At 69.5% G+C, this 22,625-nt stretch carries 22 protein-coding genes; 17 read left to right on the top strand and 5 right to left on the bottom strand.

Annotated features, from left to right (window positions below):
* Positions 1 to 294 precede the first annotated feature (294 nt).
* The 6 genes from Ssi02_RS20030 (at position 295) to Ssi02_RS20055 (ending at position 7,549) form a co-directional block, all read left to right on the top strand.
* Entirely contained in the window at positions 295 to 1,446 is a 1,152-nt protein-coding gene (locus tag Ssi02_RS20030) for an acyltransferase family protein (protein WP_204027586.1), read from the top strand.
* Between the two features lie 85 nt (positions 1,447 to 1,531).
* A complete protein-coding gene (dop, locus tag Ssi02_RS20035) occupies positions 1,532 to 3,046 on the top strand; it encodes a depupylase/deamidase Dop (protein ID WP_275410718.1) in 1,515 nt (504 codons plus the stop codon).
* Between the two features lie 292 nt (positions 3,047 to 3,338).
* Positions 3,339 to 3,533, top strand: coding sequence for a CbtB domain-containing protein (locus Ssi02_RS20040; RefSeq protein ID WP_204027588.1), 195 nt, complete (start codon positions 3,339 to 3,341; stop codon positions 3,531 to 3,533).
* A gap of 8 nt (positions 3,534 to 3,541) precedes the next feature.
* A complete protein-coding gene (locus tag Ssi02_RS20045; protein WP_204027590.1) occupies positions 3,542 to 4,294 on the top strand; it encodes a CbtA family protein in 753 nt (250 codons plus the stop codon).
* 668 nt (positions 4,295 to 4,962) lie between these two features.
* A complete protein-coding gene (locus Ssi02_RS20050; RefSeq protein WP_275410719.1) occupies positions 4,963 to 5,427 on the top strand; it encodes a histidine phosphatase family protein in 465 nt (154 codons plus the stop codon).
* A 94-nt stretch (positions 5,428 to 5,521) separates the two neighbouring features.
* Positions 5,522 to 7,549, top strand: coding sequence for a putative cobaltochelatase (locus Ssi02_RS20055; RefSeq protein ID WP_204027594.1), 2,028 nt, complete (start codon positions 5,522 to 5,524; stop codon positions 7,547 to 7,549).
* A gap of 75 nt (positions 7,550 to 7,624) precedes the next feature.
* Here the strand turns inward: Ssi02_RS20055 and Ssi02_RS20060 are convergent, their stop codons facing one another.
* The gene (locus Ssi02_RS20060; protein ID WP_204027597.1) at positions 7,625 to 8,074 is read right to left on the bottom strand and encodes a hypothetical protein; all 450 of its coding nucleotides are present in this window, start codon (positions 8,072 to 8,074) and stop codon (positions 7,625 to 7,627) included.
* A gap of 389 nt (positions 8,075 to 8,463) precedes the next feature.
* On the opposite strand from Ssi02_RS20060, the gene Ssi02_RS20065 reads away from it, so the two are divergent.
* The 4 genes from Ssi02_RS20065 to Ssi02_RS20080 all read left to right on the top strand — a co-directional run bounded on the left by Ssi02_RS20065 (position 8,464) and on the right by Ssi02_RS20080 (position 11,973).
* The gene (locus tag Ssi02_RS20065; RefSeq protein WP_204027599.1) at positions 8,464 to 8,889 is read left to right on the top strand and encodes a CBS domain-containing protein; all 426 of its coding nucleotides are present in this window, start codon (positions 8,464 to 8,466) and stop codon (positions 8,887 to 8,889) included.
* Between the two features lie 111 nt (positions 8,890 to 9,000).
* Positions 9,001 to 9,894 (top strand): NACHT domain-containing protein, encoded by an 894-nt coding sequence (locus tag Ssi02_RS20070; RefSeq protein WP_204027601.1) that lies wholly within the window; start codon positions 9,001 to 9,003, stop codon positions 9,892 to 9,894.
* Positions 9,852 to 10,454 (top strand): cob(I)yrinic acid a,c-diamide adenosyltransferase, encoded by a 603-nt coding sequence (cobO, locus tag Ssi02_RS20075; protein ID WP_204027603.1) that lies wholly within the window; start codon positions 9,852 to 9,854, stop codon positions 10,452 to 10,454. The genes Ssi02_RS20070 and cobO overlap by 43 nt, the downstream gene beginning before the upstream one ends.
* Before the next feature lie 109 nt (positions 10,455 to 10,563).
* On the top strand, positions 10,564 to 11,973 hold the full coding sequence (locus Ssi02_RS20080) for a cobyrinic acid a,c-diamide synthase CobB (RefSeq protein ID WP_204027604.1): 1,410 nt from the start codon (positions 10,564 to 10,566) through the stop codon (positions 11,971 to 11,973).
* A gap of 235 nt (positions 11,974 to 12,208) precedes the next feature.
* On the opposite strand, the gene Ssi02_RS20085 is transcribed toward Ssi02_RS20080, so the two are convergent.
* The 3 genes from Ssi02_RS20085 to Ssi02_RS20095 all read right to left on the bottom strand — a co-directional run bounded on the left by Ssi02_RS20085 (position 12,209) and on the right by Ssi02_RS20095 (position 14,275).
* Complete coding sequence (locus Ssi02_RS20085) at positions 12,209 to 12,643, bottom strand: nuclear transport factor 2 family protein (protein WP_204027605.1); 435 nt, start codon at positions 12,641 to 12,643, stop codon at positions 12,209 to 12,211.
* 105 nt (positions 12,644 to 12,748) lie between these two features.
* Positions 12,749 to 13,120: a VOC family protein gene (locus Ssi02_RS20090; protein ID WP_204027606.1), complete on the bottom strand. Its 372-nt coding sequence runs from the start codon at positions 13,118 to 13,120 to the stop codon at positions 12,749 to 12,751.
* A gap of 291 nt (positions 13,121 to 13,411) precedes the next feature.
* Positions 13,412 to 14,275, bottom strand: coding sequence for a serine/threonine-protein kinase (locus tag Ssi02_RS20095; RefSeq protein WP_239129144.1), 864 nt, complete (start codon positions 14,273 to 14,275; stop codon positions 13,412 to 13,414).
* A 471-nt stretch (positions 14,276 to 14,746) separates the two neighbouring features.
* Here Ssi02_RS20095 and Ssi02_RS20100 point away from each other — a divergent pair, with 471 nt between their 5' ends.
* The 6 genes from Ssi02_RS20100 to Ssi02_RS20125 all read left to right on the top strand — a co-directional run bounded on the left by Ssi02_RS20100 (position 14,747) and on the right by Ssi02_RS20125 (position 20,785).
* Positions 14,747 to 14,956: a ubiquitin-like protein Pup gene (locus Ssi02_RS20100; RefSeq protein WP_204027607.1), complete on the top strand. Its 210-nt coding sequence runs from the start codon at positions 14,747 to 14,749 to the stop codon at positions 14,954 to 14,956.
* 333 nt (positions 14,957 to 15,289) lie between these two features.
* Positions 15,290 to 16,135: a proteasome subunit beta gene (gene prcB, locus Ssi02_RS20105; protein ID WP_373870177.1), complete on the top strand. Its 846-nt coding sequence runs from the start codon at positions 15,290 to 15,292 to the stop codon at positions 16,133 to 16,135.
* A 42-nt stretch (positions 16,136 to 16,177) separates the two neighbouring features.
* The gene (prcA, locus tag Ssi02_RS20110) at positions 16,178 to 16,969 is read left to right on the top strand and encodes a proteasome subunit alpha (protein WP_204027917.1); all 792 of its coding nucleotides are present in this window, start codon (positions 16,178 to 16,180) and stop codon (positions 16,967 to 16,969) included.
* Positions 16,970 to 17,059: 90 nt separating this feature from the next.
* Complete coding sequence (locus tag Ssi02_RS20115; RefSeq protein WP_239129147.1) at positions 17,060 to 17,596, top strand: hypothetical protein; 537 nt, start codon at positions 17,060 to 17,062, stop codon at positions 17,594 to 17,596.
* Between the two features lie 189 nt (positions 17,597 to 17,785).
* Positions 17,786 to 19,144 (top strand): Pup--protein ligase, encoded by a 1,359-nt coding sequence (gene pafA, locus Ssi02_RS20120; protein WP_204027608.1) that lies wholly within the window; start codon positions 17,786 to 17,788, stop codon positions 19,142 to 19,144.
* A 438-nt stretch (positions 19,145 to 19,582) separates the two neighbouring features.
* The gene (locus Ssi02_RS20125; RefSeq protein WP_204027609.1) at positions 19,583 to 20,785 is read left to right on the top strand and encodes an erythromycin esterase family protein; all 1,203 of its coding nucleotides are present in this window, start codon (positions 19,583 to 19,585) and stop codon (positions 20,783 to 20,785) included.
* Here Ssi02_RS20125 and Ssi02_RS20130 read toward each other — a convergent pair.
* A complete protein-coding gene (locus tag Ssi02_RS20130; protein WP_204027610.1) occupies positions 20,782 to 21,726 on the bottom strand; it encodes an NmrA family NAD(P)-binding protein in 945 nt (314 codons plus the stop codon). The genes Ssi02_RS20125 and Ssi02_RS20130 overlap by 4 nt on opposite strands.
* A 102-nt stretch (positions 21,727 to 21,828) precedes the next feature.
* Here Ssi02_RS20130 and Ssi02_RS20135 point away from each other — a divergent pair, with 102 nt between their 5' ends.
* Positions 21,829 to 22,389 (top strand): TetR/AcrR family transcriptional regulator, encoded by a 561-nt coding sequence (locus Ssi02_RS20135; RefSeq protein ID WP_204027612.1) that lies wholly within the window; start codon positions 21,829 to 21,831, stop codon positions 22,387 to 22,389.
* Positions 22,390 to 22,625 lie beyond the last annotated feature (236 nt).

The raw sequence follows: 22,625 nt of genomic DNA on the forward strand, positions 1-22,625 counted from the left end.
GCGGGGCCGGAGGTGTGTCCGGGCCCCGGGCCCCCGCGTGGAGGCCGCGGCTTCGCCGTCTTCGGTCCCACCGGCGCGGCCGGGGGGCCACGTAGGCCGGCTGCCCGGGTCTCCACGCCCGATCGGGCTCGCGGCCCTCGTGCTCACCCCGCGCCTCCCGGGCTCGCGCCGTACGGCATGAGCCGGGCCATGGCCGGGTGGGACCCGTGGGGAAATAGGGACCTGAGGGGCGGAACCTGATCACTGGGATCTCCGTCCAAGATTCGTGCGTGAACGTTTCGGTGCGGTGCACCTGTGACCCGGCCGGTCGCCCAAGGGGATGGCCGCCTTCTTGAGCTAGACCTCCTGCGCTTCGGCGCCGCCCTCGCCGTGGTGGCCTTCCACTATCTGGTGGCCTTCAACTCGGTGTGGGGCCAGCGGCCCGCCCAGCTCTTCCCCGAGGTGGCCACCCTGGCGGGACTCGGCATCCTCGGTGTCGAGCTGTTCTTCATCATCAGTGGCTTCGTCATCCTGATGAGCGTGTGGGGCCGGGGGGTCGGCGAGTTCGCGGTGTCGCGGGTCGTGCGGCTCTTCCCGGCCTACTGGCTGAGTGTGCTGGCCGTCGCCGGGGTCTACGGGCTGACCTCGGCCACCGCGCTCGACCCGAAGTTCTCCCTGCGGGACTACCTGGTGAACCTCACCATGGTCCAGCGCGGCGTCGGCGTCGCGGACGCCAACGGCGTCTACTGGTCGCTGTGGGTGGAGCTCAGGTTCTATGTGCTGATCTCCCTGCTCGTGCTGGTCGGCGTGACCATGAAGCGGTGTGTGGCGTTCATGGCCGCCTGGCTGGTCGCCTCGGTCTTCGCCGCGGGGCTGGAGAGCAAGCTGCTGGACCTGATCCTGATGCCTAAGTACGCGCCCTACTTCATCGCGGGCATGGCGCTCTACCTGATCTACAGGTTCGGGTCGTCCCTGCTGCTCTGGGGCCTTGTCGTGGTCTCCTGGGCGCTCGCGGTGCTGTCGGCGACCAACCGGGTGGAGGGGCGGGCGAAGCTGGTCGGGATCGCGGCCATGCCCGTGCCGGAGTGGACCGTTGTGGTCACCGTTACAGTGATGTTCGTCCTGATGGCGCTCGTGGCGGTCGGCGGCCTGCGGAAGGCGCGATGGCGGGGGTGGGCGCCGCTCGGCGCGATCACCTATCCGCTCTACCTCTTCCACACCCCGGTGGCGGTGCTCATGATCCCGGCGCTGCGCGGCCAGATGCCGCCCTGGGCAGCGGCTACGCTGACCACGGCCACGGCGATCGCGCTCTCCTATCTGGTCTACCGCCTTGCCGAGCAACCGCTCCAGCGGATGCTGAAGCCCCGGCTCGGGGCTTCGCTGAAATTTCTCCGGTCGGACGGGCTTGCCCCCCACACCCTTTCCAGTTCGGGGGACAAACGCACCGAAAAGGCATCTGTGCCGTAACTGTTCGCTCGTTGGGCATGATGAAGGGTCTAGGCTCGGGAATGTATACGGTGGACACACGGCCCCGGACGAACAGAGGGTGCGCATGACGGTGCGTCGAGTGATGGGCATCGAGACCGAGTACGGCATCTCCGTGCCCGGTCAACCCGGTGCGAACGCGATGGTGACCTCATCCCAGGTCGTCAACGCGTATCTCGCCGCCTCGGCGGCCAGAGCGCGCCGGGCGCGGTGGGACTTCGAGGAGGAGAACCCGCTGCGTGACGCCCGGGGGTTCGACCTGGCGCGTGAGGTGGCCGACCCCAGCCAGCTGACCGACGAGGACCTGGGCCTGGCCAACGTCATCCTGACCAACGGCGCACGGCTCTACGTCGACCACGCCCACCCGGAATACTCCACGCCCGAGCTGACCAACCCCCGGGCCGCGGTGATCTGGGACAAGGCGGGGGAGCAGGTCATGCACGACGCGGCGGTGCGCGCGTCGGCGATGCCGGGCAACGCCCCGATCCAGCTCTACAAGAACAACACCGACAACAAGGGCGCCTCATACGGTTGCCACGAGAACTACCTGATGCGCAGGGCGACGCCTTTCGCCGACATCGTGCGGCACCTGACGCCCTTCTTCGTCTCCCGGCAGGTCGTCTGCGGCGCCGGCCGGGTCGGCATCGGGCAGGACTCGCGGGGCGAGGGTTTCCAGATCAGCCAGCGGGCCGACTTCTTCGAGGTGGAGGTCGGCCTTGAGACCACGCTCAAGCGGCCGATCATCAACACCCGGGACGAACCGCACGCCGACCCGGAGAAATACCGCCGCCTCCACGTGATCATCGGCGACGCCAACATGTCGGAGATCTCGACCTACCTCAAGCTCGGCTCCACCTCGCTGGTGCTGGCCATGATCGAGGACGGCTTCCTCACCCGCGACCTCGCGGTGGAGAACCCCGTCGGCGCGCTGCGGGCCGTCTCCCACGACCCCACGTGCAAATACGAGATCCAGCTCCGCGACGGCAGGCGCATGACGGCGGTCCAGCTCCAGATGGAATACCTGGAGCAGGCCCGCAAATACGTCGAGGAACGCGGCACCGCCTCCGAGGAGATCACCAAGGACGTCCTCGACCGGTGGGAGTCGGTGCTCACCCGGCTCGCCGAGGACCCCCGGCAGCTCTCCCGCGAGCTTGACTGGGTGGCCAAGCTGGAGCTCATGGAGGGCTACCGCACCCGGGACGGCCTGCCCTGGTCGCACCCGCGGCTGCAGCTCGTCGACCTGCAATACACCGACATCCGGCCCGAGCGCGGCCTCTACAACCGCCTCGTCGCCCGGGGCCGCATGGAGCGCCTGGTCACCGACCAGGAGATCGCCCGCGCCGTGGAGAACCCGCCGAACGACACCCGGGCCTACTTCCGCGGCCGTTGCCTGCGGCAATACAGCGAGTCCGTGGCCGCCGCGTCCTGGGACTCGGTGATCTTCGACATCCCCGGCCGCGAGTCCCTCCAGCGAGTCCCGACCTTGGAGCCGCTCCGCGGCACCAAGGCCCACGTGGGCGAACTGTTCGACCGCTGCCGCACGGCAGCCGAACTCGTGGCCGCCCTCACCGGGGATCGGTGAGATAGGAGTCTCCGCACCGGGTGCCGCCTGTCAGGCGGCACCCGGTTTGGCGTTGCGGGGTTGTGGCCAGGATCGAAGTCTCCGCACCGGATGTGGTCCACCAGGTGGCACCCGGCTTGACGCTGCGATCCACCTCGGGATACGTTCCGGATGTTTTGTGGCGGTGCGAGGGAAATCCGGTGAAATTCCGGTGCGGTCGCGCCACTGTTTACCGGGTCGGCGAACCCGGGGAGCCAGGTCGCTCCACCGCCACGCACCTACAAGTGGGACGCGTCATCCCAAGGAGGTCGCCGTGAGCCAGATCTCGGCTCCGCACACCCCGCCCCTACCCTGGTCCGGAATCGCCCGCTGGCTGCTCGCCGTACCCGTGCTTCTCCTCCTCGCCTACCTCGTCGCTTTCGACAACGGAGCCGTCTCGCAAGCGGGTGACTACCTGCACGAGCTCATGCACGACGGGCGCCACCTGCTCGGCGTCCCCTGCCACTGAGCCGCCCCGTGATCGCCAAACTGATCGTCCGCGGCCTGCTCGCCGGTCTGCTCGCGGGCCTGCTCGCCGCCGTCTTCGCCTACACCGCGGGCGAACCCCACATCGACTCGGCCATCGCCCTTGAGGAGGCGGCCGCCGCATCCCAGCCGGAGGCCGCCCACGACCACGACCACGGCGAGGAGCCCGTGGTCAGCCGCGACGGGCAGCGGTTCGGGCTGTTCCTGGCCCTGGCGCTGTACGGCACAGCCGCCGGTGGCCTGTTCGCCCTCGCCTTCGCCGCCCTCCGCGGCCGGGCCGGCCCCCGGTCCGAGCCGGTGCTGGCCCTGTCCCTGGCCGGTGCGGCCTTTGTCGCCGTCGTCCTTGTACCGTTCCTGAAATATCCCGCCAACCCCCCGGCCGTGGGCGACCCTGAGACCATCGGCCGCCGTACCGTCCTCTACCTGGTGATCGTGGTCGTCGGCCTGCTGGCCGTCGCCGCCGCGGGCGCCGCCTACCGCCTCGCCGCGAACGGCCCGGCGCCCGCCCGATGGCTGGCCGGCGGCGCGGGCTTCCTCGTGCCCGCCGGCGCCGCCCTAGCCCTCATGCCCACCGTTGACGAGGTGCCCGCCGGATTCCCCGCCACCCTGCTGTGGGACTTCCGCATCGCCTCACTCGGCACCCAGGTCGTACTGTGGGCCGCCGTCGGCGCCCTCTACGCCCTCGCCACCCACCGGGCCACCCGCCCGGCGTCCCGGCCCGCCACCGCAGCGACCCCGGCCTGACCAGAGTCGCTGTGACCGACAACCACCCGGCACCGCCGCCGGAACCGTCCTTGCGCCGTGCTCCGCGCGACCCGTGGGAGCGTGACAGCCCCACGGTGAGCACCGGCTTTGGGACGGGTGCCGCTGACACGTCCACCGGCCCGGCGGCGGGGGCCGTTGACGTGCCTCCCGGAGGCATGCGTCCGGGAGACACGTCGCCGGGCGGCGGTCCCGTAGCGGCTGCTGCCGCCGAGGTGTCCACCGGGGGACCGCGTTCGAGAAGTGCCTTGGTAGGCACCGCTCCCCTGGCAGCGGACGTCCCCGATGCGGCTATCGAGGGAGTATGTCCTGGAGATGCGTCGAGGGATCGCAACGCCGCGAGCGCGGAGGGCGTCGATGCGTCACCGGAAGGCGTGAGTCCTGGACTCGCGCCGGAGAGCGGCGCTCCTGCGGTGCCGGGTGCCAACTGTCATCCCGAGAAGCCGCAGGGTCCGCGGGCCGCTCAGAAGCCCGGATCTCCCGGCCCATCGGGCGGCTCCCGGCCGGTGACCCGGCTGACCCTTATCTGTCACCTTTTGACGGAGGAGCAGGTCCGGGCCGTCTTCCCGGCGGGCGAGCCGTCCGAGGCTAGGCCGGCTTCCGCCGTACCGAGGTCCGCCATGTCGGCTTCTGCCGTACCGACACCCGAAATGTTGGCCTCCGCCGTACCGACACCGGATCTGTCGGCTTCCGCAGTACCGGTCGGGGGAGTGTTGCGGGGGCCTGAGAAGAGGTGTGCCGACACGGCGCTGCACCTAGGGCTCGCCGCCGGGGTCGATCCCGAGCTGCGCGACCAGGACCACGGCGTGTGGCGAAGACGCTCCCTGGCCGAGGTCCAGGCGGCCGACCCCGCCGGGGTGGCCGCCTGGTTGACCGACCCCGGCGCCGCACCCCACGGCGGCGAGTCGCTGCGGGCCCTGCTCACCCGAGTGGGCGAGTGGCTCGACCGGCTGCCGGCGGGCAGAGTGACCGCGATCACGCATCCCGCCGTAGTCCGGGCCGCGATCGTGCACGCCCTCGGCGCCCCGCCGGGCGCGTGGCGCCGCCTCGACCCGACCCCCCTCGCCCGCGTCACCCTCACCGGCCGGGACGGGCGCTGGAATGTGCGCTTGTGAACATACGTCTAGAGAAAGGTCTACCTGAGATGCCCTACCGGGACACCGCGCCCAACCCGCCGCGCGAGCGGTCGATCCGCGTCCGGAGGGCAGTGTGAACACCTATCCCTTCACCGCGGTCGTCGGCATGGACGACCTCAAACTCGCCCTCATCCTCAACGCCGTCTCCCCCCGCGTCGGCGGCGTGCTCGTCCGCGGCGAGAAGGGCACCGCCAAGTCGACCATCGTGCGTGCCCTCGCCGCCCTGCTGCCTGCCGTCCACGTAGTACGCGGCTGCCGCTTCTCCTGCGACCCCGCCGCCCCCGACCCCGGCTGCCCCGACGGCCCCCACGAGACCGCCGCCGACAGCGGCCAGATGCGCCCCGCCGCCCTCGTCGAACTCCCCGTCGGCGCCTCAGAGGACCGCCTCGCCGGATCACTCGACCTGGAACGCGCCCTCACCGAAGGCGTCAAAGCCTTCGAACCCGGCCTCCTGGCCGCCGCCCACCGCGGAGTGCTCTACGTCGACGAGGTCAACCTGCTCCACGACCACCTCGTCGACCTGCTGCTCGACGCCGCCGCCCTCGGCACCTGCTACGTCGAACGCGAAGGCGTCTCGGTGCGGCACGCCGCCAGGTTCCTCCTCGTCGGCACCATGAACCCCGAAGAGGGGGAATTGCGGCCCCAACTGCTCGACCGTTTCGGCCTGACCGTCGAGGTGCGCGCCCCGCGCGACCCAGAGCCTCGGGCGGAGGTCGTACGGCGACGCCTCGCCTTCGACGCCGACCCCGAAACCTTCGTTGCCCGGTGGCAAGACGCCGAACACGACCTCGCCGCCCGCATCGCCGACGCCAGGGCCAGAGTCGCCGGCGTGGCCCTCCCCGACAACGCCCTCCGCCAGATCGCCGCCGTCTGCGCCGGCTTCGAAGTCGACGGCCTCCGCGCCGACCTCGTCACCGCCAACGCCGCCATCGCCCACGCCGCCTGGCGCGGCGGCGAGACCGTGACGGCGGAAGACGTACGGCAGGCAGCCCGCCTGGCCCTCCCGCACCGGCGACGGCGCAACCCCTTCGACGCCCCCGGGCTGGACGAGTCACTCCTCGACGACCTCCTCGACCAGACGACGGGTGAGGACCCCGACGACGAGCCCCCGGCCGGCCCGGGCGGCGATGGCGGCCCGGACGGCGGCGGCACTCCACCCGGGCAGGGCCCCGGCCCGGAGCAGGCACCCGAAGACGCTACCCCTCAGGACACGGTCCCGCCCAAGCCCCCAAGGCAGCCTCCCGCCGACACCCAGGAGAGCCGGAAGCCGGAAGGCTCCGCCCCAGGTGAATCCATCGCCGCCGCGGCCGAGCCGTACCGAGTCCGCCCCTTGCGCGTGCCCGGCATCGGCGAAGGCGCCGAAGGCCGTCGCTCCCGCGCCCGCACCGGCAAAGGCCGCATCACCGCCTCCCGCCCACCCCAGGGCCGCCTGCAGTCCCCCCACCTCCTCGCCACCCTCCGCGCCGCCGCCCCCCACCAGCACGAACGCGGCCGTACCGGCACCGGACTCATCGTGGAACCCGGCGACCTGCGCGAAGCCGTACGGGAAGGCATGGAGAGCAACCTGGTCCTTTTCGTCGTCGACGCCAGCGGATCCATGGCCGCCCGCAAACGCATGACCGAGGTGAAAGGCGCGGTGCTGAGCCTCCTGCTCGACGCCTACCAGCGCCGGGACAAGGTCGGCCTCATCACCTTCCGAGGCACCACGGCCACCCTCGCCCTCCCCCCGACCTCCTCCGTGGAAGCCGGCGCCGCCCGCCTCCGCGAACTCCCCACCGGCGGCCGCACCCCCCTGGCCGCCGCCCTCCTGAAAGCCGCCGATGTCCTTCGCATCGAACGCATGCGCGACCCCTCCCGCCGCCCCCTCCTCATCGTCGTCACCGACGGCCGAACCACCTCCGGCACCGTCCACGACGTCCACCGCGCCGCCGCCCACCTCACCGGCACCCCCGCCGTAGTGGTCGACTGCGAAACCGGCCCCATCCGCCTCGGCCTCGCCACTGCCCTCGCCACCCACCTGCACGCCGAATCGATCCCCCTGGCAGGCCTCGCCGCCGGCGGCCTGGCCGGCATGGTCCGCGACCGCCGCCGCGCGGCCTGACCGGCCGCTTGTGGCTCACGGGTTCGCCGGACGACATCGCGAATTTCCCGGAGATTGCCAGGCCCGGGATCCCGGTCAGAAGACGTAGTGGGAGAAGCCCGCGGCCTCGGCCTCCTTCGCCGTGCAAAAGAACGTCCCGTCGAACGGCGTCACCCAGTAGTCCTCGTTCCCGGGGAGGTTGTAGCTCATGGCGGCCGCGAAGCCGCTGGCGACGACGGGCAGGCCACCGCACCTGACCACGTGGTACGGATAACGGGTCATCGGGTCGACCAGCGGCGTGACCGACGCGATCGCGTATACGGCTGCGGCCGCTACCAGCGCGCGCAGCCAGTCCGGCCGAAAGCGCAACAGGGCGAGCGGGATCAGGCCTACCAGGTAGGCCAGCACGAACAGCAGCAGGTACGGCACCGAGAACAGCACCCACGGCCGGCCCCGTAACGCGACGATCATTGCGACCAGGCCCAGCGCGGGCAGGCCCATGACGAACGCGGCCAACCACGCGCTCGCTCGTTGAAATGACCTCATGCACGGTAGGAACGATCAGGTCCCGCGGTTTGGTTCTCAGGCCGGGCCAGAGAACTCCCGGACTAGACATGGCGGGCGTCCTTCCCGGGATCGCACTGGCCGCCCGGGGAGGGACGCCCAGCGGTGACCACCTCGCTAGGCTGACTGCCACCAGCAAACGATCACCTGTGTTGCGGCGATCCCGTGAATGCGCCTCAGTGACCGGGGCTTTCTGGTGCCGGGCCCGGTCGACGCCGGCCGAGCCGAGCCGCTGCGGCGGGCTGACATGGCTTACGAACGACATGTAGCCACTTATTAAAAGTGCCGGTCAAAGACCGTCTTTGATGGGTTTCGCGAGCTTTCTGTAGAGCAACACCACACCGAAGGGGAGTCACGGGGAGGTTGACGACATGACGACAGCGCGTGATGTTATGCATCGTGGGTGTGAGTGTCTGCAGATCAACGAGACCGCTCACGCGGCGGCTCGCCGGATGGCGGAGCTGGATGTCGGCGCACTGCCGGTCTGCGGAGAGGGAGGCCGGCTCGTAGGCATCGTCACCGATCGCGACATCGTCGTGAAATGCATCGCGAAAGGCAGGAACCCGGCCGCGGTCGCCGCAGGGGAGCTCATCGAGCAGACAAGCGTGTGGTCCATCGACGCGAACGCCGACGTCGACGAGGTTCTGCACCAGATGCTCGAGCACAAGATACGTCGCCTACCGGTGCTGGAGAACGAGAAACTGGTCGGAATCATCAGCCAGGCCGATCTCGCGGCGAAGCTGCCCCAGGAAAAGGTCGGCGAGCTCGTGGAGGCCATCTCGGCCACCTCTCACTGACACAAGGCCTGTGGGCTGTGGAGGCCTTGCACAGCTGCGGAACTTGGACCAGACGAGATTCCCCGGATCAAGCATTAACTAAAGATCAGGGAGAAGCCGCCAGGGCAGATCGTGACGCGTGCTCTGGGGGATCCTCCCATCCCGGTCTCCTGGCACATGACCCGCCGGGCCAAACTCATGGACCATCCGCAAAAGATCAGTCAGCACGAGCCCGCCATCGCCGCACGGTCCGACGACGTCGCGGCGCTCGCGGTCGCCTTCCGCGCTCTGCGCCGGCGCAGGATGGTCATCACCGGCGGGGCAGGCACGGGCAAGACCACGCTGGCCATTCAGCTCCTGCTGGAACTGATCGAGACGCGGGAGAGCGAGGATCCGGTGCCGGTGCTGCTGCCGGTCGCCGATTGGGATATCGAGGTGTATCCGCGCTTTCAGGATTGGGTGGCCACCCGCGTGCGCACCGACTACGCCGCCCTGCGCGCGTGGGGAAAGGGGCCCGACGGCACCGACCTGCTGGCGCGGCGCGGGCAGATCCTCGCCGTCCTCGACGGCCTGGACGAGCTGCCCGAGCCGGCTTGCGCCGCGGTGATCGGCAAGCTGTCCCGCACTCTGGGGGAACGAGACCAAGTGATCATCACCTCCAGGACCACCGAATACTCCCGGGCCGTCGCCGGCGCGCAACGCCCGCTGAGAGCTGCGGCGGTCATCGTGCCCAGGGAGCTGAAGCCGGAGGTGGTGGCCGACTACTTGCGCGAGTCCCTGCCGCCGTCCGCTCCGCGGCCGTGGGAAGACGTGCTGAGGGCAGTCGGCATCTGCGGTATCAGGGCGGACGGTGTGGCTCCCCTAAATCGCTCCATCCAACACCAATCCAGTGCCAATGGCCCCTCTAAGCTTGACGGGCGTCTGGCGCAGCAGGTCGCGGGCGCGGATCGGAAGCTGCCGTATTACACGAGAAGAGGGTGCACATGCCGCAGGGGAAGCCGTCCGTGGTGCCGGAGGACGGGTTGACGACACGGCAGCGCCGTACCCGGCCTCTGGTCATGGTGCACACCGGGCCGGGGAAGGGGAAGTCGACGGCGGCCTTCGGGACTGCGTTGCGGGCTTGGAACCAGGGGTGGGCCGTTGGTGTGTTCCAGTTCGTGAAGTCGGCCAAGTGGAAGGTCGGTGAGGAGCGGGCGCTGCGGGTGCTGGGGGACTCCGGCGAGGGCGGCACGGTGGTGTGGCACAAGATGGGGGAGGGCTGGTCGTGGATCCAGCGGCCCGGTGCGGAAGAGGACCACGCCGCTGATGCGCGTGAGGGGTGGGAGCAGATCAAGCGTGATCTTGCTGCGGGGACCTATCGGCTTTATGTCTTGGACGAGTTCACCTATCCCATCAAGTGGGGGTGGATCGACGTCGACGATGTGGTGGCGACGCTTGCGGGCCGACCCGGTTCACAGCACGTTGTGATCACCGGGCGCGACGCTCACCCGGATCTTCTGGCCGCTGCCGACCTCGTCACCGAGATGACCAAGGTCAAACACCCCATGGACGCAGGGCAGAAGGGGCAGCGAGGGATCGAGTGGTGATTTATCCGGTCCGCGTGGTGGGGCAAGACGGCCGGTTCTCACGCCATGACATATGGGAGTCCCGGGTAGTGAAGCGTGGCATGGCGGATGCGAGTGCCGAGGATGCGGGATGGTAGCCGTTCCGCGGCTTGTCATCGCCGCGCCGGCTTCGGGGACGGGGAAGACGACGGTCGCGACCGGGCTGATGGCCGCGCTCACTGCACGTGGCCAAAAGGTGTCCCCGCACAAAGTCGGTCCCGACTACATCGATCCTGGCTATCACGCCCTCGCCACCGGCCGCCCCGGACGCAATCTTGACCCGTGGCTGCAGAGCGAAGACCTCATCGGCCCCCTGTTCATGCACGGTACGGCAGGAGCCGACATCGCCGTGATCGAGGGGGTCATGGGGCTGTACGACGGAGTGGTCGGCATGGGCGACTATGCCTCCACCGCCCATGTGGCCCGTATCCTCGATGCTCCTGTGGTGCTGGTCGTGAGTGCGGCCGGTCAGGCGCGCTCGGTCGCTGCTCTGGTGGCCGGGTTCGCCGGTTTCGATACGCGGGTGAGGCTGGGTGGGGTGATTCTCAACGGCCTGGGTTCCGAACGGCATGAGCATATCTGCCGTGACGCCCTCGCCGAGATCGGCATCCCGGTTCTTGGCGCCATACGGAAAACTCCGGACATTGCCACGCCGTCCCGCCATTTGGGTCTGATCCCGGTGGCCGAGCGCCGCAGCGACGCCCTTGAGACCGTGCATGCCCTTGGTGAGTTGATCGCCGCCTCATGCGACCTTCCCGAGCTTGTCCGGCTGGCGCACACCGCCCCCAGTCTCAACGCCCATGCGTGGGACCCGGCAGAGGCCCTCGTCACGCAGGGAACGTCCATAGGGCCCGTCCCGAGCCGAACCACAGGTGAGAGGACGAATTCGGCCTCCTCGCCTGGATGTGAGGTCGCGGGTGCGGTGAGGCCGATTGTGGCGGTCGCGGGGGGACCTGCGTTCACCTTCGGCTATGTGGAGCAGGTCGAGCTGCTCACCGCCGCGGGGGCGGAGATCGTGGTCTTCGACCCTCTGCGGGACGATGCCCTCCCTGAGGGGGTGCACGCGCTTGTCATCGGCGGTGGATTCCCCGAGGTCTACGCCGCCGAGCTCTCCGCCAACGAGCCGCTGAGAAAGAGCGTGGCCGCCTTCGACGGCGCCATCGCCGCCGAGTGCGCCGGTCTGCTCTACCTCTGCCGCGATCTCGACGGCGCCCCCATGTGCGGGGTCGTCGACGCCTCGGCCACCATGACCAAACGCCTCACCCTTGGCTATCGCGACGCGGTCGCCGCCCGCGACACCGCCCTGACCCGCGAGGGCGAGCGCTATCGCGGCCACGAGTTCCACCGCACGATCGTGACCCCCGCATCAGACTCTCCTGCCGTGTTCCGCTGGCGTGACGGAGCAGACGGGTTCGCCCGTGGGCGAGTTGTGGCCTCCTATCTTCACTTGCACTGGACGGCCACCCCGCACCTTGCTCTCCGTCTCCTCGCCGACGGCTGAGCGGGGAGCGGGGAGGTGAACGTCGACTCCACCTTCTGCCGGGCCCACTGGCACGCCGCCGGAGGGTCGAAAAGGGGTCCTGCAATAGGAGCCGCCCGGAGGCATCGCCGTCGAGCCAATCACCTCAAGTGCAGGTATCGACAATCTTGCCATCCGCTACGAGGCACCCACGCTGGTCGCAGTCCTCAAGGAGTGGCTGTAACCGTTCACTGTGCGGATGCCTCAGCGAGCTTCATCACTTCGCCTCGAAGGCTTGGGCGACGGCCAGGCTGTCTTCATAGACATGGTGCCGGGTGACAAGGCCGTCCTCGACGGTGACGTGCAACGCGAAGCGAGCGCGATAGGCACGTCCGGTGGAGCGGGCGGTCTGACGGATCTCGCCGAGCACGACCGCGTCGCGGCCGTCGACGAGGATGCGCTCGATCTCGGTCGCCGCCTGCCCGGGCACGTGGTGCTCGGCGAGCTCGCGGTAGTGGGCGGCGGCGTCGGCGCGGGTGGAACGGTGGCGGATCCACGGGGTGGCGGTCCGGCCGTGCTCGGCCTCCGGCCAGTCCAGCTTCCAGTCGCCCGGCTCGGCATACATCTCAGCGATGCTCTCGGGGTCGCCCTCGCCGATCCGGCGCAACAGTTCCTCCACGACGGCGCGGGTGGTCGCGGGTGGCGTGGACACGATTGATCACTCCAGTCATATATCCGCGTCCGACCGACGCGGTGAGATCGGCACTCTCGCCGGTGCCGTCAGCTCCCGAGTAACGGCGTGGAACGCCAAAAGGCCCTAGTTGGGCTCCTGGCTGATGTGGAAGTGGTTGCCCTCGTTGTCGGTGAAGACGGCCGACCAGCCCCACGACTCCTGGACCGGAGACTGGGTGAAGGTGACGCCGCGGTCGGCGAGCTCGGCGCAGGTGGCCTTGATGTCCGGTGTCGAGAACAGGGCGTGGCCCATGGGGGAGGGGGCAGGGCTCTCGGCGGTGCGTTTGTGGAGGACGAGGCGGGCGCCGCCGCCGGGCGGGGTGACCTCGAGCCAGCGGATGTCGTCGCTGTAGGCGAGGTCGGTGGTGATATCGCACCCCATCTTCTTGGTCCAGAAGTCGAGCGCCTGCTTCTGGTCGTCGACATAGATGGTGACCTTGCTGATGCCGTAGTTCATCGCTCCTCCTTGGCTCCGAAGCTGTCCGTCCCGACGTTACCCTGCTCCCCCGACACTCCGCCGCTCTTTTCTCGAACCCGCATTCGACTTTAGGTGAGTTAAACGTACGTGCGCTCGGACAGGAAGGCGAGCGTCATAGGGCCCACGCCTCCGGGAGGCCACACGTAGCGGCGTGCATGGCGAGGGGTTGCAAGTGCGTCGAATACCCCTCATCAGGACACGCGAGGGCGCCAGGAACCCGGGCAACCGAAGCGCGAAAGCCCTGAGGGCGAATGAGGGTAAGAAGCTGATCTACGTCGTAAAGGCGCTGGGCGGTACAGAAGGCAGCCGATGCGGTTCCACCGAGATCCCCGCCTCCCGCAGCAGTTCCCCCACCACGGCCGAAGCCTGCTCCACCGTGAACCGCCGGGCGGGGTCCCGCTGCAGCAACCCCTCAAGCACCGGCCACAGCGGCCCCGACTTCACGGGAGGCCGCGGCCCGGCCGCCATCATGCCGCTGAGCACCGTGACCACGTCGGCCCCGGGGAACGGGGGACACCCCTCCACCGCGTGATAGAGCGAGGCCCCGAACGACCACAGATCGGCAGCCGCCGTCGGAACCTCCCCCTGAAACCGCTCAGGCGCGATGAAAGCCGGCGCGGACGTCAAAGCCAGGGCCGTCCCGGCGTCACGTCCGATGCTCGCCAGGCCGAACTCGGACAAAAGTACGCGATTGCCGGTCAGCAGAATGGTGGCGGGGCTCAGACTCTCGTGGAACACGCCGAGCCCGTGGGCGTGCCGCAGCGCGCCGAGGAGCTGGAAGCCGATCCACGCCGCCCAGCGCGGCGGCAGGGGCCCCACGTGGAGCACGGTGTCGCGGAGGGACAGGCCCTCGACGAGCTCCGTCACGATCCAGAGGCGTCCGGCCTCCTCCACGAGGTCGTGCACGGTGATGATCGCAGGGTGGCTCAGGCGGCCGGCGGAGCGCGCTTCGCGCAGGGCGCGGCGGCGGGCCTCCCGGGGGCCTGCGCCGTTCCTGGGCCGGGGCTCGATCTCCTTGATCGCGACGTCGCGGCGCAGGCGCAGGTCGTGAGCGCGCCAGACGACCTCGGCGACGCCTCGGTTGAGTCGCGACTTCACCTGGTAGCGATCTGCCAGGAGCTGTGCGCTCTCCACCCTTTTGGCCTCCACCCATGGACGAACGAACTCCGGGGCCCCTTCCGTCGCCGGCTGGGATTCCTGACAGGGCGCGATGTCCCGCTCGGCACGTGCCGCGTGGGGTGCGCGCCGCCTCCGCAGGCGTTTCACCTCTCCGCCGGCCCGGCGGCGAGGACGTACGCCTACATCCTGCCTCAAGATCGGTTAGGAGTTCCCGCGTATCAAGGGAAATGTTGGCACAGGATCATGTCGTATCCGTCCCGGAGACGCAGCTCCCCCGCCGGACAGGCCCTCCTGTCCCCGCCGAATCAGGGGCTCCAGGAGGCTCGTGCCGTACGGCGGAAGCCCCCTTCGCGGTGAACCCGCGGGCCGGTCGCGGATGGGAAGTCAGGCCGGTCGACGTTAGGTCAAGTAACGAGGCGCAATCGGGCCGGGATCAGGGAAAGATAAGAGCCTAGAGGGACCGTCCCCCATTTGGAGGTAGTGCACATGGCGACCAAGGACACGGGCGGCCAGAAGCAGACAGGCCGGCGTGAGAGCGAGGTGGAGGAGACCGAGAGCCAGGTGTCACCTGAGGTTCAGGAGCGCCAGGAGAAGCTCTCCGACGACGTCGACTCCATTCTTGACGAAATCGACGAGGTCCTCGAAGAGAACGCCGAGGAGTTCGTTCGTTCATATGTGCAGAAGGGCGGCCAGTAGTTCCTAGGGCCGGCCTGCGACGAGTGAACGGCGGGCGGTCCGGCAGGTCAGGCCGGGCCGCCCCCGGGCGGGGGTGAGAACCAGGCCGACGACGCCGGTCGACCCGGGGCGGGGTCCGCAGGACCCCGGCCGTGGGTGCCGCGCGCCCCTGTCGGCAGGGGGCGGCCCGCCTGAGGACCGCTCATATCCCATGTGTGTGAGAGCCCGCCCCGGGCGCCGGTGAAGATCGGTGCCCGGGGCGGGTTCGCGTCTAGCTGATCGAGGGAAGTGCAAGCAGCACGGCAACATGAGTAGGGTCGGCCGTATCGGACCTTTTGTTTTGGAGGGAGTCGCGTGGCACCGCACAGGGAACTGCCCGCCGGCTTGATGAACCACCTTTTCCACAACACGGGGAGCCCCTCGTTCACCGAGTTCGTCGGAGCATATGCGCCTGGGCTGCTGCCGAGCCGAGAGACCCTGGCCGCGCCGGTCGGCGACCAGATTCCGCACGCGACCACGATCGTGGCGGCCACCTGCGCCGGTGGCGTGGTCATGGCGGGCGACCGCCGGGCGACGTCGGGCAACTTCATATCCCAGCGCGACATGGAGAAGGTCTTCCGTGCCGACGATCACTCGTGCCTCGGCATCGCCGGCGCCGCGAGCATCGGCATCGAGATGGCCCGGCTCTATCGCGTGGAGCTGGAGCACTACGAGAAGCTTGAGGGGCGCACCCTCTCGGTGGTCGGCAAGGCCAACCGGCTGTCGGCGATGATCCGCGGCAACCTCGCCATGGCGATGCAGGGCATGGTGGTCGTGCCGATCTTCGCGGCCTACGACCCCGACAAGGACGCCGGCCGCATCTTCGGCTACGACGTCGGCGGCGGGCCCTACGAGCAGCAGCAGTTCCACTCGATCGGCTCGGGCTCGATCTTCGCCAGAGGCTCGCTGAAGAAGCTGTACCGCGAGGGCGCCTCGCCCGAGGACACGGTGCTCGCCTGTGTGCAGGCGCTCTACGACGCCGCCGACGACGACTCGGCGACCGGCGGACCCGACGTCACGCGCAGGATCTGGCCGGTGGTGGCCGTGATCACCGCCGACGGGTTCCGCCGCCTGTCGGATGAGGAGGTCCAGGGCTACGTCCAGACCATGCTCGAAGGGCGCATGAGCGACCCGGACGGCCCGTCCGCCCCCCTGCGCTAGCCGGCACGCACTCCACCACGAGAGGAACGCACACAGGTGTCCATGCCCTTTGGATATGCCTCGCCTGAGCAGATCATGCGGGACAAGGCGGACTACGCGCGTAAGGGCATCGCGCGTGGCCGCAGTGTGGTCGTGCTGCAATACGAGCACGGCATATTGTTCGTCGCGCCCAACCCTTCGCGCGCGCTGCACAAGATCAGCGAGATCTACGACCGCATCGGGTTCGCCGCGGTCGGCAGGTACAACGAGTTCGAGGCGCTGCGCCTCGGCGGCATCCGCTACGCCGACGTCAACGGCTACACATACGACCGGGGCGACGTGACCGCCCGCGGCCTCGCCAACTTCTACGCGCAGAACCTCGGCCAGATCTTCACCGAGTCGGTCAAGTCCTTCGAGGTCGAGATCGTGGTCGCCGAGGTCGGCGACGCCCCCGAATACGACCAGATCTACCGTCTCACCTTCGACGGCTCGGTCTTCGACGAGCACGGCACCTCGGCGATGGGCGGCCAGGCCGAAGCGGTCGGCGGGCGGCTCAAGGAGCGTTACCGCGAGGGCATGCCGCTGGCCGAGGCGCTGTCGGCCGCGCTGTTCGCCCTCACCGAGCCCGGTGGGGAGCGGCCGACGGCGACCCAGCTCGAGGTCGCGGTGCTCGACCGCAACCGGCCGCACCGCAAGTTCCAGCGGCTCACCGGGCCGCGCCTGGCCGCGCTGCTGGAGGAGACCGCCCCCAAGGCCGCAGAGCCGAAGGAGCCGAAGGAGCCTGAGGCGGGCGCCAAGCCGGAGACGCCGCCGACCGCTCCCGAGGGCGAGATCGACACCGGTTCCGGCGACTAGCCGGCGAGGGCCGGGGAGGCCGTGGCCAATGTGATCGACATCACGTGATCCACGGCAACCCCGGCCCCGATCAAGCCGTCCAATCCGGATGTGAACACTTCGACTCTCACCCGCCGCGCCGCGCTGTCCGCCGCGGCCGCGACGATGTCCTTCGCCGTGCTGGCAGGCGGACTCGCCCCCGCCGCGGGCGCCGCGTCGCTTCCGGCCTATCCCGAGCCCGCGCCGTACGGCAGGACCTTCCAGACCGACCCCGGACACGACTTCACCAAGGGCCTCAAGCCCCGTAAGAACGGCGTGTTGCGCGGTTGGATCAGCCACTACAGCGGCGGCCTCGCCGAGTACCAGCCCGTGAGATACGCGCGGGGCAAGCACGTCGACAGGTTCGTCGGCCCGCGTGAGGGCGACGTGACCGGTTACGCCGCGCCGATCGCCTCGAACGTCATCTTCCTCAGCGCCTACGGCTGCAAGCCCGGCAGCGGCACGACGATGGACAAGCGGGGCGTCGGCACCAAGCGGTGCTCGCGGACCGAGCTGCTGCGCCGCATCAAGACCGGCCAGAAGCAGCCGTCCCTGATCTGGACCGTGAAGGGCAAGATCGTGAAGGTCGCGGAGATCTTCACCTCCTGACCCTCGCGGGTGTGCGGGCCCCTGCGCAGGGGGGTGCGGGCCCGCCGCCTCGGCCGGGCACACGCGAGTACGGCACAGCCGTACAAGCCCGGCGCCTCACCCTTCTGGGGGCGCCCTTTCCCAGCTCTCGCCAAAACATGCGGGGAAGATCCCTCCCCGTGGAGCCCCCCTACCACATAGTGTGATGTGATGGATCGTCGCATCTTCGGGCTAGAGAACGAGTACGGCGTCACCTGCACGTTCCGGGGGCAGCGCAGACTGTCGCCGGACGAGGTCGCACGCTACCTGTTCCGGCGAGTGGTGTCCTGGGGCCGATCGAGCAACGTCTTCCTACGCAACGGCGCACGCCTGTATCTGGACGTGGGCAGTCATCCTGAATACGCCACACCGGAATGCGACAACGTCGTGGAGCTCGTCACCCACGACAAAGCAGGGGAGCGCATCCTCGAGGGCCTGCTCGTCGACGCCGAGAAGCGGCTTCGCGAGGAAGGCATCGCCGGTGACATCTACCTTTTCAAGAACAACACCGACTCGGCGGGCAACTCCTACGGCTGCCATGAGAACTACCTGGTCGGGCGGCACGGTGAGTTCGGCCGGCTGGCCGACGTGCTGATCCCGTTCCTCGTCACACGGCAGATCATCTGCGGGGCCGGCAAGGTGCTCCAGACGCCGCGCGGCGCCGTCTACTGCGTGAGCCAGCGGGCCGAGCACATCTGGGAAGGCGTGTCGTCGGCCACCACGCGCAGCAGGCCCATCATCAACACGCGGGACGAACCCCACGCCGACGCCGAGCGGTTCCGCCGCCTGCACGTGATCGTCGGCGACTCCAACATGAGCGAGACCACGATGCTGCTCAAGGTCGGCGCCACCGACCTCGTGCTGCGGATGATCGAGGCGGGCACCGTGATGCGCGACCTCAGCCTGGAGAACCCGATCAGGGCGATCCGCGAGGTGTCGCATGACATGACGGGCCGCCGCCGGGTCCGCCTCGCCAACGGCAGGGAGGCGTCCTCGCTGGAGATCCAGCAGGAATACCTCAGCAAGGCCAGGGACTTCGTGGAGCGGCGCGGCGGCGACGCGATCGCGACCCGGGTGCTGGAGCTCTGGGAGCGGACCCTGCGCGCCGTGGAGACCGGCGACCTGGACCTCGTCGCCCGCGAGATTGACTGGGTCACGAAATATCAGCTCATCGAGCGCTATCGGAAGAAGTACGACCTGCCGCTGTCGTCCCCGCGCGTCGCCCAGCTCGACCTCGCCTACCACGACGTGCACCGCCGCCGCGGCCTCTTCTACCTCCTCCAGCGTAAGGGCGCCGTGGAACGCGTGGCCTCCGACCTCAGGATCTTCGAAGCCAAGTCCGTGCCCCCGCAGACCACCAGGGCCCGGCTCCGCGGCGAGTTCATCCGCAAGGCCCAGGAGAAACGCCGCGACTTCACCGTCGACTGGGTCCACCTCAAGCTGAACGACCAGGCCCAGCGCACCGTCTTGTGCAAGGACCCCTTCCGCAGCGTGGACGAACGCGTCGACAAGCTCATCGCCGGCATGTAACCCTTCGGCGACCGGGCGGGACGACCTCCAGTCCCGCCCTCCGGCACCTGCCGCGTCTACGGCGAAGCGGCGCAAGGCCAGGCTGCCGGACTTCTCCGTACGGCCTGCCCGGCCTGGTTGGCGATCTCCCCGGCGTCGGCCGCGGGCGTGCGGCTATTTCGCTGCTTCCTGCATGCTGACCGTCACGTAGGGGTGCTCTTCCTCCCGGTCAATTGATCTTCGCCCATGCCAGGGGCCCGCACGGCCATGCCCGGCCGCTGGGGTCTCCAGTCGTAGACAGACGGCCCAGGGTGAGGCTGGTGTGGCGTCTGATCGCCAGTGCGCAACGGAGCAGGTCAGCGTGCAGGTCTGACCCCTAGTTGAAGGTTTCCCATCCATGAACTGGGCGGTTTCGCATGAAAGTCTCTATTAGAAGATTCAACGATATTGTTGAAAGGTATGAATCCCGAAATCAAGGACGCTGTCCATCGCATCGAGGCCGCCGCCGTCATGAGGCTGTTTGAGTCCCGCCCGCGGCTCCTCGCACTGGGGGAGCCCGCGCACGGCGAGGACAGTCTGCTTGAGCTGCGCAACGAGCTCTTCCGGCAGCTCGTCGAGCAAGAGGGTTACCGGACGATCGCGCTTGAGAGCGACTGCCTGATGGGCCTGGTCGTGGACGACTACGTCACCTCGGGTGCGGGCACCCTCGACGAGGTCATGGAGCGTGGGTTCAGCCACGGGTGGGGCGCGTCGGCGGCCAATCGTGAGCTTGTGCGGTGGATGCGCGAGTACAACGACGGCAGGCCCGCCTCCGAGCGGATCCGGTTCGCGGGGATCGACGGGCCGCTGGAGATGGCGGCGGCGGCGAGTCCCCGGCAGGCGCTGACCGCGCTTCACGGCTACCTCGCTGACCGGGTGGACGCGGACCTGCTTCCGTGCACCGCCGAGACACTCGACCGCCTGATCGGTGCCGACGAGCGGTGGACCGAGCCCGCCGCGATGATGGAGCCGGCCCGGTCCGTGGGGCGGTCGGCCGGGGCCGGGGAGCTGCGACTGCTCGCCGACGATCTGGTGGCGCTGCTCGACGCGCAGGCGCCCGGCCTGATCGCGGCGTCCTCGCCGGACGAGTGGGACCGGGCGCGCCTCTACGGGCGTACGGCTACGGGGCTGCTGCGTTATCACTTCTGGGTGGCCGACACCTCGCCGGGGCGTATGGCGTGGTTGATGAGCGTGCGGGGTTCGATGATGGCCGGCAACCTCTTCGCCCTCGCCGACCGGGGGCCGGTGCTCGTCCACGCGCACAACCGCCATCTTCAGCGGGAGAAGAGCGTGATACACATGGGCGACCGGCCGGTGGACTGGTGGAGCACCGGCGCGGTCGTGAGTGCCCGTCTGGGTGAGGAATACGGTTTTCTGGCCACGGCCCTCGGCACGATCCGGCGCAAGGGTGTGGAGGACCCGCCGCCGGACACCCTCGAAGGGCTCCTGTACGCGCTGCCGGAGGACCGCTGCCTTGTCGACGCCCGTCGGCTGGCCACCGTGTTCGGTGATGCGCCGCCCGCTCCTCGCGAGTCCCCTTACTTCGGCTATTTTCCGATGGACCCGGCGAATCTGGCGGAATACGACGGCATCGTGTTCCTCAAGGACGTTCCGGAGAGCTAGCCGTTCCGGGAGGGTCGGGCCGCGGGCGTCAGGTATGTGTGCGCCCATCGCTCGAAGGTCGTGAGCGGGATGCCGAGGTCCCGCGCGTATTCCGGTCGGGCGGGCTGGCCGACCACCTCGACGAACTCGTGGGAGGCGACGCCCGCCCCCGGCATCCCCGCGGCGACCGCCTCCTCCAGCGTCATCTCGGGCGCGGCCAGCTCGGTGCCCAGCGCGCGGGAGAGGGCTGCGGCGATCTCGGTTATCGACAGGTAGTCGCTGGCCAGCTCCAGCTCGACGCCGTGGAACCGGTGCGGCTCGGCGAAGGCGGCGGCGGCCGTCGCGCCGATGTCGTCCACCGCGACAAGGGAGAGCCGGGTGGCCGGCTTCATCACGGTCACCAGGCCGCCCTCGACGCCGCGGGGGAACAGGTAGGCCGCGGACGGGAGAAAGTTCTCCATGAAGAAGCCCGGCTTGATGATCGACCAGTTCTTGAAGCCCGCCTCGCGCACCCTGTCCTGGATGCCGGCCTTGGTAGTCATATACGGCTCCAGCGCCGCCCATCGCCCTTCGGTCCAGCCGGGGGCCTCGACGTGCTGCCCCGCTCCCGAGACCGACGTGTGCACGAACTGCGGCACCCCGGCGGCCAGCGCGGCTTCGATCAGGTTGACGGCCTGGATCAGCTCGCCGTCGAAGTCGAACCCGTCCGCCCTCAGCGGGGGCAGCTGCACCGAGAAGACGGCCCGAGTCCCTCGCGCGGCGCGGACCAGGGAGTCGCGGTCGTGGAGGTCGCCGGTGACCAGCTCGGCGCCGAGGGCCCGGACCGTCCTCGCGCGGTCGCTATCGGGGTCGCGGACCAGTGCCCGTACGGGGACGCCGGCCGCGAGCAGGGCACGGGCGGTGGCGCCGCCCTGCTGTCCGGTGCTGCCGGTGACGAGGACGGGCGCGGGATCGGTGAACATGAGGCCACTCCTGAAGTGAGCGAACATAAACGGCGGGGTCCGCCGCTTCTGCTGCGGTACGATACGGCGGACCCCGCCACTTAGCAAACGTGAGGTGACGCCATGCCCGTCCAGCGGGCGGACGCCCAGCGCAACCACGCCCTCCTGCTCGCCGTGGCAGCAGAGGCGATCGCCACGTACGGTGCCGACGCGTCCCTGGAGCAGATCGCCCGCACGGCGGGGGTCGGATCCGGAACCGTGCGCCGCCACTTCCCCACCCGCCAAGCGCTCCTGGAGGCGGTCTTCCGGGAGCGGGTCGAGACCCTGTGCTCGCGCGCCCGCGAGCTGACCGGCAGGGCCGACACCCGGGCCGCACTGCTGGAGTGGCTGCGCGTGGTCACCGCGGGCGCCGCGACCATCCGAGGGCTGGCCACCGCGCTGACCCGCGACCGGGCAGCCGCCGCGCACGAGTACTGCTGTACGGCACAGCTCACCGAGGCGGGCGCCCCCCTGGTGCGCCGCGCCGCGGACGACGGCGCGCTGACGCCGGGTGTGACCATCGACGACCTGATCACCCTGATCACCGGCATCGCCCTGGCCACGGAGCACAGTCCGAGCCCCGCCGCCGAGGCCGACCGCCTGCTCGACCTCGCCGTGACGGGACTCTCCCCTTCCCAGGGATGACCCGGCCGGTCGGCATTTTTCCGATGGACCCGGCTCGTCTGGCGGAGTACGACGGCATCCTCAAGGACGTCCCGGCGAGCCGGCCGTTCCGGTCGGGTGAAGGATCTGTTGGGCTTGGGGCGTTCGGTGCCTAGATGAGTGGGCGCAGCATGCGAACGCCGCGCCGGGCGAGGCCGGGTTCGCCTTGCACGGTGACCGCACCGACGGTGTCGGTGCGGTGGGCGTCGAGGGCGGTG

The organism is Sinosporangium siamense (genome assembly GCF_016863435.1).
In the GTDB taxonomy this organism is placed as follows: domain Bacteria; phylum Actinomycetota; class Actinomycetes; order Streptosporangiales; family Streptosporangiaceae; genus Sinosporangium; species Sinosporangium siamense.